15 protein-coding genes are annotated in these 16113 nt (G+C 39.0%); 10 read left to right on the top strand and 5 right to left on the bottom strand.

The window, feature by feature from the left end; translation table 11 throughout:
• Positions 1-1389: a prephenate-dependent tRNA uridine(34) hydroxylase TrhP gene (gene trhP / locus AC2INI_RS10695; protein WP_130044005.1), complete on the bottom strand. Its 1389-nt coding sequence runs from the start codon at positions 1387-1389 to the stop codon at positions 1-3.
• A gap of 308 nt (positions 1390-1697) precedes the next feature.
• On the bottom strand, positions 1698-2609 hold the full coding sequence (gene rdgC, locus AC2INI_RS10690) for a recombination-associated protein RdgC (RefSeq protein ID WP_207215638.1): 912 nt from the start codon (positions 2607-2609) through the stop codon (positions 1698-1700).
• Between the two features lie 213 nt (positions 2610-2822).
• Between rdgC and phoB the strand changes: the two genes are divergently transcribed.
• From phoB to AC2INI_RS10650, 8 genes are all read left to right on the top strand, one after another.
• A complete protein-coding gene (phoB, locus tag AC2INI_RS10685; protein ID WP_130044007.1) occupies positions 2823-3515 on the top strand; it encodes a phosphate regulon transcriptional regulator PhoB in 693 nt (230 codons plus the stop codon).
• A 35-nt stretch (positions 3516-3550) separates the two neighbouring features.
• A complete protein-coding gene (gene phoR / locus AC2INI_RS10680) occupies positions 3551-4849 on the top strand; it encodes a phosphate regulon sensor histidine kinase PhoR (protein WP_486304810.1) in 1299 nt (432 codons plus the stop codon).
• Positions 4850-4865: 16 nt separating this feature from the next.
• The gene (locus AC2INI_RS10675) at positions 4866-5846 is read left to right on the top strand and encodes a PstS family phosphate ABC transporter substrate-binding protein (protein WP_486305721.1); all 981 of its coding nucleotides are present in this window, start codon (positions 4866-4868) and stop codon (positions 5844-5846) included.
• Between the two features lie 70 nt (positions 5847-5916).
• Entirely contained in the window at positions 5917-8130 is a 2214-nt protein-coding gene (locus tag AC2INI_RS10670; protein ID WP_486304809.1) for an ABC transporter permease subunit, read from the top strand.
• A gap of 25 nt (positions 8131-8155) precedes the next feature.
• Positions 8156-9679: a phosphate ABC transporter permease PstA gene (gene pstA, locus AC2INI_RS10665; protein ID WP_486304808.1), complete on the top strand. Its 1524-nt coding sequence runs from the start codon at positions 8156-8158 to the stop codon at positions 9677-9679.
• Positions 9680-9683: 4 nt separating this feature from the next.
• Positions 9684-10502: a phosphate ABC transporter ATP-binding protein PstB gene (gene pstB / locus AC2INI_RS10660; RefSeq protein WP_122034406.1), complete on the top strand. Its 819-nt coding sequence runs from the start codon at positions 9684-9686 to the stop codon at positions 10500-10502.
• 37 nt (positions 10503-10539) lie between these two features.
• Complete coding sequence (gene phoU / locus AC2INI_RS10655) at positions 10540-11238, top strand: phosphate signaling complex protein PhoU (RefSeq protein WP_122034404.1); 699 nt, start codon at positions 10540-10542, stop codon at positions 11236-11238.
• A 188-nt stretch (positions 11239-11426) separates the two neighbouring features.
• Entirely contained in the window at positions 11427-11987 is a 561-nt protein-coding gene (locus tag AC2INI_RS10650) for a VC2662 family protein (RefSeq protein WP_122034402.1), read from the top strand.
• Between the two features lie 89 nt (positions 11988-12076).
• On the opposite strand, the gene AC2INI_RS10645 is transcribed toward AC2INI_RS10650, so the two are convergent.
• From AC2INI_RS10645 to AC2INI_RS10635, 3 genes are all read right to left on the bottom strand, one after another.
• On the bottom strand, positions 12077-12571 hold the full coding sequence (locus AC2INI_RS10645; RefSeq protein WP_486304807.1) for a hypothetical protein: 495 nt from the start codon (positions 12569-12571) through the stop codon (positions 12077-12079).
• 327 nt (positions 12572-12898) lie between these two features.
• Positions 12899-13819, bottom strand: coding sequence for a YadA C-terminal domain-containing protein (locus AC2INI_RS10640; protein WP_486304806.1), 921 nt, complete (start codon positions 13817-13819; stop codon positions 12899-12901).
• A 184-nt stretch (positions 13820-14003) separates the two neighbouring features.
• Entirely contained in the window at positions 14004-14930 is a 927-nt protein-coding gene (locus tag AC2INI_RS10635) for a LysR family transcriptional regulator (RefSeq protein ID WP_486304805.1), read from the bottom strand.
• Between the two features lie 132 nt (positions 14931-15062).
• Between AC2INI_RS10635 and AC2INI_RS10630 the strand changes: the two genes are divergently transcribed.
• Both AC2INI_RS10630 and AC2INI_RS10625 read left to right on the top strand, forming a co-directional pair.
• Entirely contained in the window at positions 15063-15701 is a 639-nt protein-coding gene (locus AC2INI_RS10630; protein ID WP_486304804.1) for an AcfA family outer membrane beta-barrel protein, read from the top strand.
• A gap of 44 nt (positions 15702-15745) precedes the next feature.
• On the top strand, positions 15746-16111 hold the full coding sequence (locus tag AC2INI_RS10625) for a YgiW/YdeI family stress tolerance OB fold protein (RefSeq protein WP_122034391.1): 366 nt from the start codon (positions 15746-15748) through the stop codon (positions 16109-16111).
• The last annotated feature ends 2 nt before the right edge of the window (positions 16112-16113 follow it).

Raw genomic sequence — 16113 nt, 5'->3', positions numbered from 1 at the left:
TTACTTGCCGTGTGGATTACGAGTATCTTCACCCGTGTGTAAGTTACGCATTAGCAGGCCGTATTCTAGATCAACGTTTGCAGGAACAGGAATGAAGACAAAGTGACCATTGCCTTTTGCTTCATCAACAGCTTCACTCTTACGGTTTTCCATTACATCTAGAGTCAGTGTCAGGTTACCTTGTGGTGTCATGATCTCTACAGAGTCACCGACTAAGAATTTATTCTTAACATCAACTTCAGCTAAATCACCACGGCGTTTACCTGTGAACTCACCAACGAATTGTTGAGAATCAGAGATAGAGTAACCGTAATCGTAGTTTTGGTATGCATCGTGTGTATGACGACGTAGGAAACCTTCTGTGTAACCACGGTGAGCTAGGCTTTCTAGCGTACCCATTAGGCTTTCATCAAATGGTTTACCTGCAACCGCATCATCAATCGCTTTACGATAAACTTGCGCAGTACGTGCACAGTAGTAGAAAGACTTAGTACGACCTTCAATTTTAAGAGAGTGAACACCCATCTTAGTTAGACGTTCTACGTGTTGGATAGCACGAAGATCTTTAGAGTTCATGATGTAAGTACCATGCTCGTCTTCAAATGCTGCCATCTTCTCTTCTGGACGGTGTGCTTCAGAAAGAAGAACTACCTCATCTGTTGGTTTACCTAAGCCTAGTGTGTTGTCTGGACGTTCGTTTTGAACTTCAACGTCTTGGATCTCAACACCTGTAGGGTTAGCTTCAACGATTTGACCGTTTTCGTCTTCTTTTGCTTCTTCCGCTTTGTATTCCCAGCGACATGCATTCGTACATGTGCCTTGGTTTGGATCACGCTTGTTCATGTAACCAGATAACAAGCAGCGACCAGAGTACGCCATGCATAATGCACCGTGTACAAAGATTTCTAATTCAGTATCAGGACAGTGCTCACGGATCTCTTCAATTTCTTCTAGTGATAATTCACGAGATAAGATCACACGCTCAACACCTTGAGTTGCCCAGAATTTCACTGTTGCCCAGTTAACCGCATTGGCTTGAACGGACAGGTGAATAACTACTTCAGGGAAAGCTTCACGAACCATCATGATTAAACCTGGATCTGACATGATCAATGCGTCAGGACCCATTTCTACGATTGGCGCTAAATCACGAATGAAGGTTTTTAGCTTTGAGTTGTGTGGTTGTATATTACATACCACATATAGCTTCTTACCTTGCGCATGTGCTTCATTAATACCGATTTGTAGGTTTTCGTGGTTGAATTCGTTGTTACGAACACGAAGGCTGTAACGTGGCTGGCCTGCATAAACGGCATCTGCACCGTAGGCAAACGCATAACGCATATTTTTAAGGCTGCCCGCAGGCGAAAGTAGTTCTGGCTTAAACATGATTGCTTCCCAATGTTGTATTCTGATCTCAGGTCAGGTCATATCACAAGGATATGAAGGAGGCCGGATTTTACATGTAAAGTGAGAGAAGTGCTAGGGTATAAAGAAAGGTTTCAGGTCGCTTCGCTTGCAGGCTTCAGGGAAAAGCAAAGAAAATATGAGATAAAGAGTTCAGATCGCTACGCTAGCAGATTTCAGAGGTATTCGCTGAACGTAAAGAATCCAAGATAATTTTTCTTGAGCTGAGAAATAGCCGCAAGCACCTCTGAACCCTTCAAGGGAGCTTGCGACCGATCTGAACCCTGCTTTTACTCTTTCTCTTCAATGCCACCAAGTGCTTTGAATAGATCAGGAAGAAGCGCATCAAGCTCAGAACTCATTAGAGAGAAATCTGCATCAAAACGTGCTGCTTTATCTTCAAAACCAATGTCTTCGTTTTGGTCTTTAATCTCATCGCTGAACTTTAGGCGTTTTAGCGATAGGTCATCAGCAAGGATAAACTCTAAGCGTTCCTGCCAAGTTAGCGCTAACTTAGTAACCATTTTGTTTGCATCAATATGAGCGTGGATTTCATCACACACTAATTCTTGCTGCTTACAACGGATCACGCCGCCGTCTTCTAAAATTGCTTTTAGTTCCGCTTCCTCACCCATCTCAAAACCTTGAGGCGTAGTACCTGTTTTAACCCACTCAGTTAAGGCATTTTCAATAGGTTGAGTTGAAGTTAGAGGGACAACAGGTAGACTACCGATAGATTTACGAAGCAACGCTAATACGTCTTCCGCTTTTTTGTAACTGCCAGCATCAACAATAATAAACCCAGCTTCTGGAAGAATTAATGCATAGGTTTGTTGGTGCTTGCTAAATGCTCGTGGAAGAAGATCAATAACGATGTCATCTTTGATAGAGTCTTTCTCTTTTTTCTTAAGAGGGCGACCTTGTTCAAGTTCCATGGCATCAATTTTTGCGTTCATTGATTCTTTAATCACTGACGCGGGTAACATTTTTTCTTCTTTTTTTGCACAAATAAGAATATTTTTGCTTGCGACGTGAGTCAGCATATCACCATGACGGCCCATTGCAGTTACCCAGCCAAACTTTTGCATATCTTGGCTACCACAAGGTGTGAAACGGAAATCGTTCAGTTGTTTTTCAAGTTGCTCAGGGTTGAGATCAACTTCTTTAGTAAAACGATAAATTAAACAATTTTTAAACCACATCATGCTGCTGAATTCCTGTCTTTTTTAAGTGCGCTTATGATAGGAGATTTTGTTGAATATTGCTTGTATAGATTTCAGGTTCTTGGATAAATGACACTGAGATAGTATTTCATTGATGAGAATATGAACTTTTCTTTTCAATAGTCACAAAAGTGTCATAATTAGCTTTAATAATAGCGTTATAAATTTTGTTGGCTAATTTAGGTAAAAAGAATGTCTAGAAGGATACTTGTAGTAGAAGATGAAGCGCCAATCCGTGAGATGCTGTGTTTTGTATTAGAGCAGAAAGGATATGAACCGATAGAAGCAGAAGATTATGACACTGCACTTGGTTTACTCTGCGAACCTTACCCTGATTTAATTTTGTTGGATTGGATGTTGCCAGGTGGCTCAGGCATCAATTTAATCAAACACCTTAAGCGCGATGAATTTACCAAAAAAATCCCAGTAGTTATGCTAACAGCTCGCGGCGAAGAAGAAGATAAAGTTCGCGGCCTTGAAGTGGGTGCAGATGATTACATTACCAAACCATTTTCACCAAAAGAGTTAATGGCGCGCTTAAAGGCCGTTATTCGTCGAGTATCTCCAACCTCTGTTGAAGAGTTGATTGATGTTCAAGGGTTAAAATTAGACCCAGTATCACACCGTGTTACAGCCAATGATAAAGCATTAGATATGGGTCCGACAGAATTTAAAATGCTGCACTTCTTTATGACTCATCAAGAGCGTGTATACAGCCGTGAACAACTATTGAATAATGTTTGGGGTACGAATGTATACGTAGAAGATCGTACGGTTGATGTTCATATTCGTCGTTTACGTAAGGCATTAGAAATGGAAGGGCATGATCGCTTAGTGCAAACCGTTCGTGGCGCGGGTTATCGTTTCTCTGTTCAAACGTCTTAATTCTTAAATATAAATAGAAGCAAAAGGTAAAATACATGGTTGAACGTCTCTCATGGAAAAAGCTCGTTGGAGAATTGGCTTTTTTCTACGTACCTTGGGTTATCGTTGGGTATTTATTTGATGCGTTATGGCCATTGTTGTTTCTTGCCTCGTTTATATTATTGATTTGGCATTTGCATAACCAAATTAAAATGTCTCGCTGGTTACATGAAGGGCGTAAAGCGACGCCACCCTCTGCTTCTGGTAGCTGGGAACCGATTTTTGATGAAACTTACCGTCTGCAAAAAAGGCATAAAAAGCGTCGTAAAGAACTATCCACGTTAATTCGTCGTTTTAGACAAGGGGCTGAAGCTCTGCCTGATGCTGTGGTGGTTTTTCGTCATGAAGGCAACATTGTTTGGTGTAATACCTTGGCCCAATCATTACTTGGCTTTCGCTGGCCTAGTGATTCAGGACAACCTATTACTAATTTGATCCGAACGCCTGATTTTGTGCAATATTTAATGGCTCAACACTTTGATATTCCATTAGATATGCCATCACCGATTAACACAGATAAGACACTTGAGATACGTATTGTGCCGTATAGTGATGGTGAATATTTGATGGTGGTACGTGATGTTACGCAAATTAAACAACTAGAAGGTATGCGTCGTAATTTCTTTGCTAATGTTTCTCATGAATTACGAACGCCAATGACGGTACTTCGTGGTTATTTAGAAATGTCAGAAGATCCTGAGATGCTTGTTGGGCCAATGTGGAATAGGGCACATGGTGTGATGACTGAGCAGTTATCTCGAATGGAAGGCTTAGTTGAGCAATTACTTACATTATCAAAAATAGAAGCCGCAGCAACATCAATGCTAGAAGATCGTGTTGATGTACCATCCATGTTAGATATTTTAGAAAAAGAAGCGATCGCATTAAGTGGAAATAGAAACCACAAAGTAACCTTTAATATAGATCATGATCTTAAAGTGTTAGGCGATGAAGACCAATTACGTAGTGCAATTTCAAATCTAGTCTATAACGCAGTTAAGCATACTACGGATGGCGCAGAGATTATTGTTGAATGGAAAAAGGCACGATCTGGGGCTGTATTAACAGTAACAGATAGTGGGCAAGGAATTGAGCCTCAACATATTCCTCGTTTAACAGAGCGTTTTTATCGGGTAGATAAGGCGCGTTCAAGAGATACTGGCGGCAGTGGTTTAGGACTCGCGATAGTAAAGCATGCACTTAGTCACCACGATTCACAATTAGAAATACAAAGCCAATTGGGTAAAGGAAGTACTTTCTCATTTGTTCTGCCAAAAAAACTAATATTAAAATAAGGACATCATGAAGGTTATGTATAGCAAGCAGCAAAGATGGATCCGGGGTTTAATCTCTGTGGGATTGCTTTGGCTGGGGTTTATACAAAATGCCTTTTCTTATGATGGAAAGTTAGAACCTTATGAGCGCGTTGCTGGGATCTCGGGTAATTTATCGTCGATTGGCTCTGATACGTTAGCGAACATGATGACCTTATGGGCTGAAGATTTTCAACGTATTTATCCAAATGTAAATATTCAAATCCAAGCATCAGGCTCTTCTACTGCACCTCCTGCACTAATAGAAAGCACTGCTCAATTTGGGCCAATGAGTCGACGGATGCGGCAAAGTGAAAAAGCCGCTTTTGAACGACAATTTGGTTATCCACCAACTGAACTCCGAGTCGCTATTGATGCTCTCGGAATTTTTGTTCATCAGGATAACCCAATTAAAGGGCTTAACTTTACTCAAATTGATTCTATCTTTTCCGCTACGTTGCGTTGTGGTGCATTAAAGCCGGTAAATCATTGGCAAGATTTAGGAATAACTAGCCGTTGGGCAACGCATCGCATTCAACTGTTTGGTCGTAATTCAGTCTCTGGTACATATGGCTACTTTAAACAGCATGCATTATGTGATGGTGACTTTAAAGTTAATGTCAATGAACAGCCGGGCTCAGCCTCTGTAGTTCAAGGTGTTTCAGCATCATTAAATGGCATTGGTTATTCAGGTGTTGGTTATCAAATGTCTGGAGTGAAATTATTACCGATCAGTGTAGAAGGGGCAGATTATATTGAGCCCTCGACAAGTAATATAACGTCAGGGAAATACCCATTAGCACGATTCTTATATATCTACCTTAACAAGCCCCCGACGGCTAAACTGAAACCGCTTGAAGCTGAATTTATTCGTTATATGCTTTCATCGAATGGTCAAAAGAGAGTAGAACAAGATGGTTATATTGCCCTGTCTGAACGATTTGTTTTACAAGAATTATCTAAATTAGAGTTATATTAAACTCTTGTTTACGCAATAAAATACAAAGAAAACCAATTACTATTAATTTAAGAGCAGAGGTTACCCCATCATGGCATACGCCAAACCTAATCAGAGACTTCGAGACAGACAACGCTATGTTGTAGATCTGATTATGCGTATTTGGGTGAAATCCAGCGGCGTAGGGATCATTGCGGCTCTTATGCTTATTTGCTTCTATTTATTAGCGGTCATTGCTCCTATTTTTACCTCAGTAACGGTTGAGCCTTTATCTCAATATCCTACATCATATAAGAATGTCACATTGGCAATAGGATCTGATGAACAAGGAAAAATGGCTTATCGTATTGATGATAAAGGTCAGGTTCAATTCATTGATTTACAAAGCAAGAAACAAGTCAGTGAAACTCAAATAATAGATAACCCAACTGCATTTGCTGCAACCATTGAAAGCCAAGATTGGTTTGCCTTTGGTGATTCAAAAGGGCAAGTTCAATTTGCTCAAATAGGCTTTCAAACCAACTATTCACAAGGAAAGCGTCAACTTATCCCTTATGTTGAAAGTTTTACGCCATTTCCTCTTATTCAAATTGATGAAAAACAACAAGCCTTAACTCAAGTTGCTCTAAGTCTTACTCCTGTCGAAGGGGTTGTTTTAACGCAAACACAAGATGAGAGAATACTCGGTGTTGAACTTGATAGTGTAATTAACCAAATGACAGGTGAATCAGTTTGGAAAGCGATCCCGATTGAATTTGAAACGGTTTCGTTAGATAAGACAAAAAAATTGTTATCGATGGTTATTACGCCAAATAATGATTTTCTGTATTTCTTGTATCAACATGAACTGCAAGTTTGGACATTAAAAGATCATAAAGCCAACTTACGAGAACGCATTGAATTAAAAGAATCAGCTCAAAAATTGACGTTATTATCTGGTGCACATTCGGTATTAGTACAGAGTGAGAATGGCAGTTTATCGCAGTGGTTTGATACGATTAAAAATGAGAAACGTAGTTTAACTTTAATCCGTACATTTAATGTTGATGGCCAGATTAAACAAGTGGCACCAGAGGTATATCGTAAAGGCGTGGCGATTGTTGATGCTAAAGGTGACTTATCTTTAGTTCACACAACAACAGAGAAAGCGCTTTATAGTCAGCATCTGTTTGATGAAGAGGTATTGGCAGTAACTCAACCACCAAATGCTGAAAAACTTATCGTGCTAACGAAAAAAGGTTGGCAATGTTTTGAGGTCACCAATCCTCACCCTGAAGTGAGTGTGCAGTCTGTCTTTGGTAAAATATGGTATGAAGGGTATCCTGATCCTGCATATATTTGGCAATCAACTGCAGCCAATGATGACTTTGAATCCAAATTTAGCCTAATGCCCTTGGCGTTTGGTACCTTAAAGGCAGCTTTCTATGCGCTTATATTTGCGGGGCCAATTGCAATCGGCAGTGCGATTTATACCGCTTACTTTATGTCTTCCAATGTTCGTCGATATGTCAAACCAACCATTGAAATAATGGAGGCGTTACCCACGGTGATTATTGGTTTGTTAGCGGGTATTTGGTTAGCTCCTATTGTTGAAAATAATTTAGTCGCCGTATTTAGCCTATTTGTACTCTTTCCACTAAGTATGATTATTATTGCGTTTATCTGGCACATATTACCTGCACATATCATGCGAAAATTACCGCGCGGGCAACACGCAATATTACTTATCCCTGCTTTGATTGGGATTGGCTACCTTACTTTTCAATACGGGTACATTATTGAAAGTTGGTTGTTTCATGGCGATTTACGCAGCTATCTTGGTGACAAAGGCGTTGGTTACGATCAACGTAATGCTTTAGTGGTGGGTATTGCCATGGGCGCGGCGATTATTCCGACAATTTACACCATCGCTGAAGACGCCATTTTTTCAGTGCCAAAGCATTTATCTGAAGGCTCATTAGCATTAGGAGCAACGCAATGGCAAACCTTAACCAAAGTTGTGTTGCTGACGGCAAGCCCTGGTATTTTTTCAGCGGTAATGATGGGCTTAGGTCGTGCGGTTGGTGAAACCATGATTGTATTGATGGCAACCGGAAATACCCCAATTATGGATGGCAATATTTTAGAGGGAATGAGAACCCTTGCGGCAAATATTGCCATTGAAATGCCAGAATCAGAAATGGGCAGCTCTCACTTTAGGATGCTTTTCTTAGCGGCATTCTTACTGTTCGTATTTACTTTTTTTGTGAACTCATTGGCCGAGTGGATACGCCAAGGGTTACGTGAAAAGTATCGTAGTTTGTAGGTTTGATCTTAATGAAGGTAGATAAATGAAACATTGGATTAAATCAGGTTCACCTTGGATATGGCTCACAGCTGGTTCTGTGAGTATTAGCATGATTGCGGTTCTTGGTATTCTATTATTGATTGGCTGGAAAGGATTATCTTATTTTTGGCCAACGGCGTTACAAGAGTGGCACACGACAGACGGAAAAGTGATTATTGGACAGTTGTATGATGTTGAAAAGTTGCATGATACCAATACTGAAAAATTAGAACGGTTAGTGATTAAGGTTGGGAATCGAGACATTAATGGTTTTGATTTTATTAATATAGATAAAAACAAAATTAAATCAGTAAGCAAGCCCAAAGCTCTTGTGGTGGTGGATAGACTTCAACATGGTAAATATTTTGGAACGATTATTGAGACCTCTAATGGTCTTGAACTTAATCGACAGCAAGTTGAATCATGGGTTCGAAGTGAAAAAGCTAAGATTGATTTATTAGAGCAAGAACAACATAAACTGTATCGTCAGCTTGATGCATTACTAAACTCAGAACTGACTGATGGTGAGTTTAAAAAACAAGAAGAAAGCCTTAATGAACAAGTTAAGGAGATTTCGAGCCAGTTGAGCTATAGCTATTTAATTTTAAAAGATAGTCAGGGTGAGATTTATAAATTAAGCAGTGATAATGTCGTTGATATATGGTTTCCCAATGCGATGTCATTACAAGAGAAAACACAACATTGGTTTGAAGAATTGTATGGCTTTATTTCTGATAACCCACGAGAAGCAAACTCTGAAGGGGGCGTTTTTCCAGCTATTTTCGGAACGATTTTATTAGTACTTTTGATGTCTGTTATTGTGATGCCATTAGGTGTCATTGCTGCGATTTATCTACATGAATATGCAAAGCCTAATATGTTAACAAGGTTAGTTCGAATTGCGGTGATAAATCTCGCGGGTGTACCATCCATTGTCTATGGTGTTTTTGGTTTAGGCTTCTTTGTTTATGTGGTGGGCGGAACGCTTGATCAACTTTTTTACTCAAATGAATTACCAACACCAACGTTTGGAACACCAGGGTTGTTATGGTCAGCGTTAACTCTCGCTATTTTAACTCTTCCTGTTGTGATTGTTGCAACCGAAGAGGGGTTAAGTCGTATTCCTAATTCAGTACGTCATGGCTCGTTAGCATTAGGTGCAACTCAGTTTGAAACCTTATGGAAGATTGTTTTGCCTATGGCAAGCCCTGCGATTATGACGGGGTTAATTTTAGCGGTGGCAAGAGCCGCAGGTGAGGTTGCTCCTCTCATGTTAGTTGGGGTGGTAAAATTAGCGCCTTCTTTACCGGTGGATGCTGTTGCTCCTTATTTGCATTTAGATAGAAAATTTATGCACCTTGGTTATCATATTTATGATGTTGGATTTCAAAGCCCTAATGTTGAAGCTGCCAGACCTATTGTGTATGCAACGGCCTTTTTATTAGTAACCGTTATCATTGGATTAAATTTAACGGCCATCGCAATTCGTAATAATTTACGAGAGAAATATCGAACATTGGAGTTATAACTATATGTATTCATTATCACCGGATCTCTCTTTTCTATCGCCAATAGACGTAAATAATTTATCGGATGAAAATACCGCAATAGAGATTAATAATCTTTGTTTAAAATACGATAAAACATTCGCATTATCCAATATAGAGATGCGTATCCCTAAAGGACAAGTAACGGCGTTTATTGGACCATCTGGTTGTGGTAAATCTACGTTGCTACGTTGTATTAATCGCATGAATGATCTTGTTGATAATTGCAAAATCCAAGGATCTATTAAATTATTTGGTGATGATATTTATCAGCCAAATACGGACATACCTTCACTACGTCGTCGTGTGGGAATGGTGTTTCAACGGCCAAATCCGTTTCCTAAGTCAATATATGAGAATGTTGTTTACGGTTTACGTTTACAGGGCGTGAAAGAAGCGCGAGTATTAGATGAAGCAGTAGAAGAAGCCTTAAAAGCAGCAGCGCTATGGGACGAAGTGAAACATAGATTGCATGAAAATGCTTTTGGATTATCTGGTGGTCAGCAACAGCGTTTAGTTATCGCTAGAGCAATTGCTATTGAGCCAGAAGTATTATTACTAGATGAACCAACGTCAGCCTTGGATCCTATTTCTACTCTGACGATTGAAGAGCTTATCTATGAGCTAAAAAGTAAATATACCGTTGTTATTGTGACGCATAATATGCAACAAGCTGCACGAGTGAGCGATCACACCGCTTTTATCAACCAAGGTAAATTGGTTGAATACGGTAATGCAAATACGATTTTTACATCACCAATACATAAGCAAACTGAAGATTACATTACAGGCCGCTATGGATAATTCCTATGATAGGCTAACGATAAAATAAGGACATACCATGCAACTTGGTCGACATATTTCAGGCCAATTTAACACCGAACTTGAAGCTATTCGCACTCATGTATTAACCATGGGGGGGATGGTTGAGCAGCAGCTTACCTATGCATTAGAAGCATTACATAATCACGATGCCGATTTGGCAAAACGTGTTATGCATGAAGACCATAAAGTGAACGCCATGGAAGTGGCAATAGATGAAGCGTGCACCCGTATCATTGCAAAGCGTCAGCCTACCGCTAGTGACTTACGCCTAGTTATGGCGATCATTAAAACGATTACTGATTTAGAACGTATTGGTGATGTCGCTTCTCAAATAGCGAAAGTATCGCTAGAAAACTTTTCGAATAAACATCATTCTTTATTAGTTTCTCTTGAATCTCTTGGACGTCAATCAGTAAAAATGATGCATTCAGTACTAGATGCGTATGCACGTATGGATGTAAAAGCGGCCACCGAAGCTTATAAGTTTGACGATAAAATAGATGCAGAATATGACGCGGTTATTCGTCAATTAATGAACTACATGATGGAAGACCCTAGCTCAATTCCAAGTGTTATGAAGGTAATGTGGGCGGCTCGTGCTATTGAGCGAGTCGGCGATCGTTGCCAGAATATTTGTGAATATATTATCTATTTTGTCAAAGGAAAGGATGTACGTCATATCGGCGATCAAAATATTGATGATGTGATTAAATAAGTTGAGTGATACTTCACTCGAAATAAGCCTTTGACTTAAAAATAATAATCAAACAAATAAAATTTGAGCTATGCTGTATTTATCGCAACTAACGAGTATATTATGAGCTATTGCATTCATAATGCGATTGATAATACAAAAATAGATTCATTTAATAATCATAAATTATAGTAATAAAGGAATATATTATGAAGAAGATTTTAGTTGGTACTTGCGCGGCGTTATCTATGGTTTCATCATTCGCTATGGCGGATAGTACGCCAGTGATGTTTTCATCTCTGAATGGTTTTAATGCACCAGCGGCAAGTGAAGTAAAAGGTGTTCGCTTAGCAGCTCTTCATGGTAAAACTGGCGATGTAACAGGTGTCGATTTTGCACTTGGTATGTCTGAGAGTGATAACCTAACAGGTGTTAACTTCCCACTGTTTATCGGTGCGAACAAAGTTAATGGCAACATGACTGGTGCATCTTTTGGTCTGTTTAACTGGCATATGGGTGATGATTTAGGTGCGAACCTAGGTTTTGTAAACATCACTAATAATGTGAAAGGTGCTAACGTATCTGCAGTGAACTACTCTGAAGGTTACACCATGGTTGATGTTGGTGTTGCTAATCTTTCAAATGATTCACACGTTCAAGTTGGTTTCTTCAACATGACATCTGAAATCAAAGGTGTTCAAGTTGGTCTGATCAACTGTGCGGAAAATGGTTTCCTACCTTGTTTCCCAATCGTAAACTTTGCGATGTAATTTGATTCAATTCAATATTAAATAAAAATGGCGCTGTTTAAATAAACAGCGCCATTTTTGTATCTGATCACTTACTGTGATTGGTTCACTTAAAAAGTGAACGTCATACCGATATTAAAGTTAGTTGATAGCTCATAAGGAATATAAGTATCGCTCATTGGGAAGTAGTTTAAATCAACACCGGCTCTTAGTCCTAAATGGTTCGTTGCTTGGAAAACATAAGATGCGCCAATGCTTGAACCTAATGCACTTTCTTTTGTAGTTTCACCACTTTTAGTTTTCTTACCATCATAATCTGCAAGACCGACCTCAAGCTGCATGCCATGCATTTTTGATGCGCCAAACATCTGTTGAATACCAAAGCGGTATGAATCGATAGTTTCGTCATACATAGAACTGCTATAAATAGTACGTCCATAACTGATAAATGCCGCATCAAAACCTAGAGCATCAGTCACACCTGCTTGAATACCAAAGCCGCCGTAAGGACCGATTTTAATTTCAGGAGAAAGGTGGAAGTCATTAGCAAAAGTGTTTGCGCTAAATAGGGTTGCAATAGCAAGAACTAGATGTGATTTTTTCATATTGGATACTCTCTCATAATAGTTTTAAAAAGCATCCGTGCTTTGTTTTATCTTTAATTGTTTTGATGGAGCTATAGTAAGAAATCCTTGCATAGTTCACTAATCACTAGTGTTTATCTTAATCATAACTAAAGCTTATTAATGGGTATGGATTTGATGAACTGTAAGGAATACACAAAAAAGCCTCTGTATGAGAGAGCAGAGGCGATACTACCGGTATGGTGAGTTGTCAAAGACAGAAATAGAGTTGCAGTAGAATTAAATTATTTATGTTGTATAAGCATTAAATAAAAGTGCCCTACCAATCCTTGGCGGGGCGAGAGTTATTTATTTGAAGCTGTATTGAACACCAACACCACCTGCGACATCTGATGATGAGTAGTTACCAGATGATTCATAGTGGAAGGTACCAGAAACACTTAATTGTTCATTGATACCGTAAGCCCCACCTAGAGCTAATGCTTCTTTTGAACCAGAGAAACCAACACCTGCACCGATTGCAAACTCACCACTTGTTACAAATGGACGAGCATTGGCTACAGCATGCAAACCTGCTCTAACCCCATCAATCTTTTCGTCTTGCTCATTGAAGCGACGATTATTCTCTTCAGCCATGGCTTTGAATTCATTTTCTAATGAAGTAATGCGTTGACCATCAGTGACGTGTGGGATCCCCCATTCAGGAGAGTCATCCATTGGCGGTTGCACTGGAACTTGAGGTTGAGGACGTTCTGGTGAATTATCATCAACTGGCGGTTGCGTTGGTTTCTGAGGTTGTGGTCTTTCTGGAGTATTATCCATTGGTGGTTGCTCAGGAACCGCTTGTCCAAAATCAGGGTCTACAGGTTCTGGACGATCGACAGGTTTATCTGGACCAATTCCCCAGTGAGGTGTATCACCATAGTCAGGAGTTGGACGGTTTGGTGTATTGTCATCAAGTGGTGGTTGAGTTGGAACTGAAATACCAAAGTCTGGGTCTGCCGGTTGTGGTCGATCTACAGGAGTATCTGGCAGCGGACGTTCAACCGGTGTTGAAGGAACTTGCCATTCAGGTTCTGTTGCCATTGGTGGTTGAGTTGGGCCTAATCCCCAGTTGGGAGTGCTTCCAAAATCAGGGCTTGGTCGGTCTGATACAGATGGAATAGAGTTGTCAATTCCTGGAAGCTCTGCTGGGTTCTGAATGGTTTCAGCCATAACAGAAGAAGAAAAGATGGCAGTTAGGGATAGTGCTAAGATAGATTTTTTCATTTTATAACTCTCAATATTAATCATAAGTTAGATCAGTAATGAGCATCCTTGCTTACCGATAAATCTGTTTCCGTTTGATGGAATGAATAATATTGAGTTCGGTGATTGCTTTCTAATCACCTGTAATTATTTTAATTATAAGCAAACCTTATCGTATCTGTTTTATACTGCCCCCATTGATAAGTTAAGTGTTACTTTTTAGTAGGAGTTCTTTAATCAATTTATTGAGCCAAACGTAGAGAGGATTCTTTTTATGTCTTTGATGATAAAAGCTATAGATAGGGTAATTTAAAACAATATCACCAAGAATTAGGTCTATACGTCTAAGTGATGAATATTGATGAGTAGGGAAAAGAGAAGTAGACGGAAAGTACATATCCGTATGTTGCACAACATCAATTAATGCCATTGGTAATTCAGAACGAAAACCCACTTTATAATCTATATTAAGTTCATCTAAAACATCAGCGGCAAGGCTTTTATTATTGTTCCAACCAGGAATAATTAAAGAAGCGATTTCATAACCTTCAAAATCATAAGGGGTTGCGAGTGTTTTGGTTATTGGATGATCTTGACGCACAATGACGCAACCTTTGATATCCAATAATTTGTGCGAAATAAGCTCTTTTTGAACGGCATTAAATTCGTAATTGACGGCGATATCTATTTTACCTTTGATAAGATCATCAAAAGTCGATTCGGACCAATTAACTAGCTGCAAGTTAACACTAGGGGCTTCTTCACGAATTTGGTGAAATAGAGATCCAGACAGACAACTCAATACTTGAGGTGCCAAGGCTATTGTCAGTGTTTTTTCTAATTTGTATGGTTCAAAGTTTTGAGATGAATTTAAGATAGAAGATAAACCATCTAAATAGGGTTGAATATTTTCGGCTAGCTCTTCAGAAAAAGGAGTTGGTTTCAGGCCATGACGGACTTTAATGAATAACTCATCATCAAAATGGTTACGAAGTTTTTGTAACGCTTGGCTGATTGCCGGTTGAGAAACAAATAATCGCTCAGAGGCTTTACGCATATTTAACTCTTGAGAAAGAATTAAAAAAGTTCTCAATAAGTTTAAATCTAATGTGGCGAATAGATCTTTTGCCATGGTGAATTATTTCCTTATAAAATCTGAATTATTTAATAACTCTTCACGCTTCCTTCACGAACTACCCTCTATAGTACCTATATAACGAATTAAGACCAAGCTTAACCCCATGACTATAGGATTGAATTGATAATGAAAAAGTATTTATTTTTGCTAATGGCTGCAACTTCTACAGCAACGGTTGCTGCTCCATACGTTGGCTTAGAATATGGCGTAACAAACATGAGTCATGATTATTCATCTACTTTTTCAGAAACTACTGGAGATGTAACGTTAACTCCTGATGACTCAAGTTCAGCTTTTGGTGGTTTTGTTGGCTATCGTTTTAACGATTTTGGTCTAGAATTAGGCTATAAGAAATTTGAGAGTGATGATTCGAAGAGTAAGAGATTGTCTTATGTTCCACCTGTAGAAACGGAACGTGAGTGGAATGCCGATTTAGATGCAAGTCAATTTACGTTTAAACCAGTCTATTTTCATAATTTTAATGAGAAATTACAATTAAAAATGGGCTTAGGTTTAACTTATACCCAGTATAAATATGACTCATCAGCATATACAGAAATTGAAAATGATTTAACAGATCAAGAATCAATTTCTGATTATGAACATGGAGCATCTAAATCAGAAAGTGTCTTCGGTGGTATTGCAAGCGTAGGTATTGAATACATGGTGATCCCAAACCTAGCGTTAGGTGCATCAGCAAGTTATCAAGCAGATAGCGTAGCTAATTCTACCTCATTCATGTTGAGTTCAGCTTACTACTTCTAATATAGCGTTATCAGTATTTAATTATAAATTTAGGGCACAATAAAATGAAAAAAATTATCTTAGCAAGCGCATTAGTATTCGCATCTTCAACAGCTTTTGCTGCTCAAAATACTCAAGTGGTAAAAGGTGGCTTTACTGGCCCTAGTTCAGTGTCAGTGAGCACAGTTAGAGCTGCTTTAGATTCAGATGATGATGCAGCAGTTACATTGACAGGTTACATCACGTCTTCATTAGGTAATGAAGAGTACCAATTTAAAGATGAAACAGGTGAAGTGAGAATAGAGATCGATCATAAAGATTGGAATGGTATTGAAGCAACACCTGAAACTAAAATTGTAATTCATGGTGAAGTTGATAAAGAATGGACTGAAACAATGATTGACGTTAATTCTATTCAATTAGCAAAATAATA

The sequence above is a fragment of the Aliivibrio friggae genome (assembly GCF_057368515.1).
This window is presented reverse-complemented; position numbering and strand designations above follow the sequence as displayed.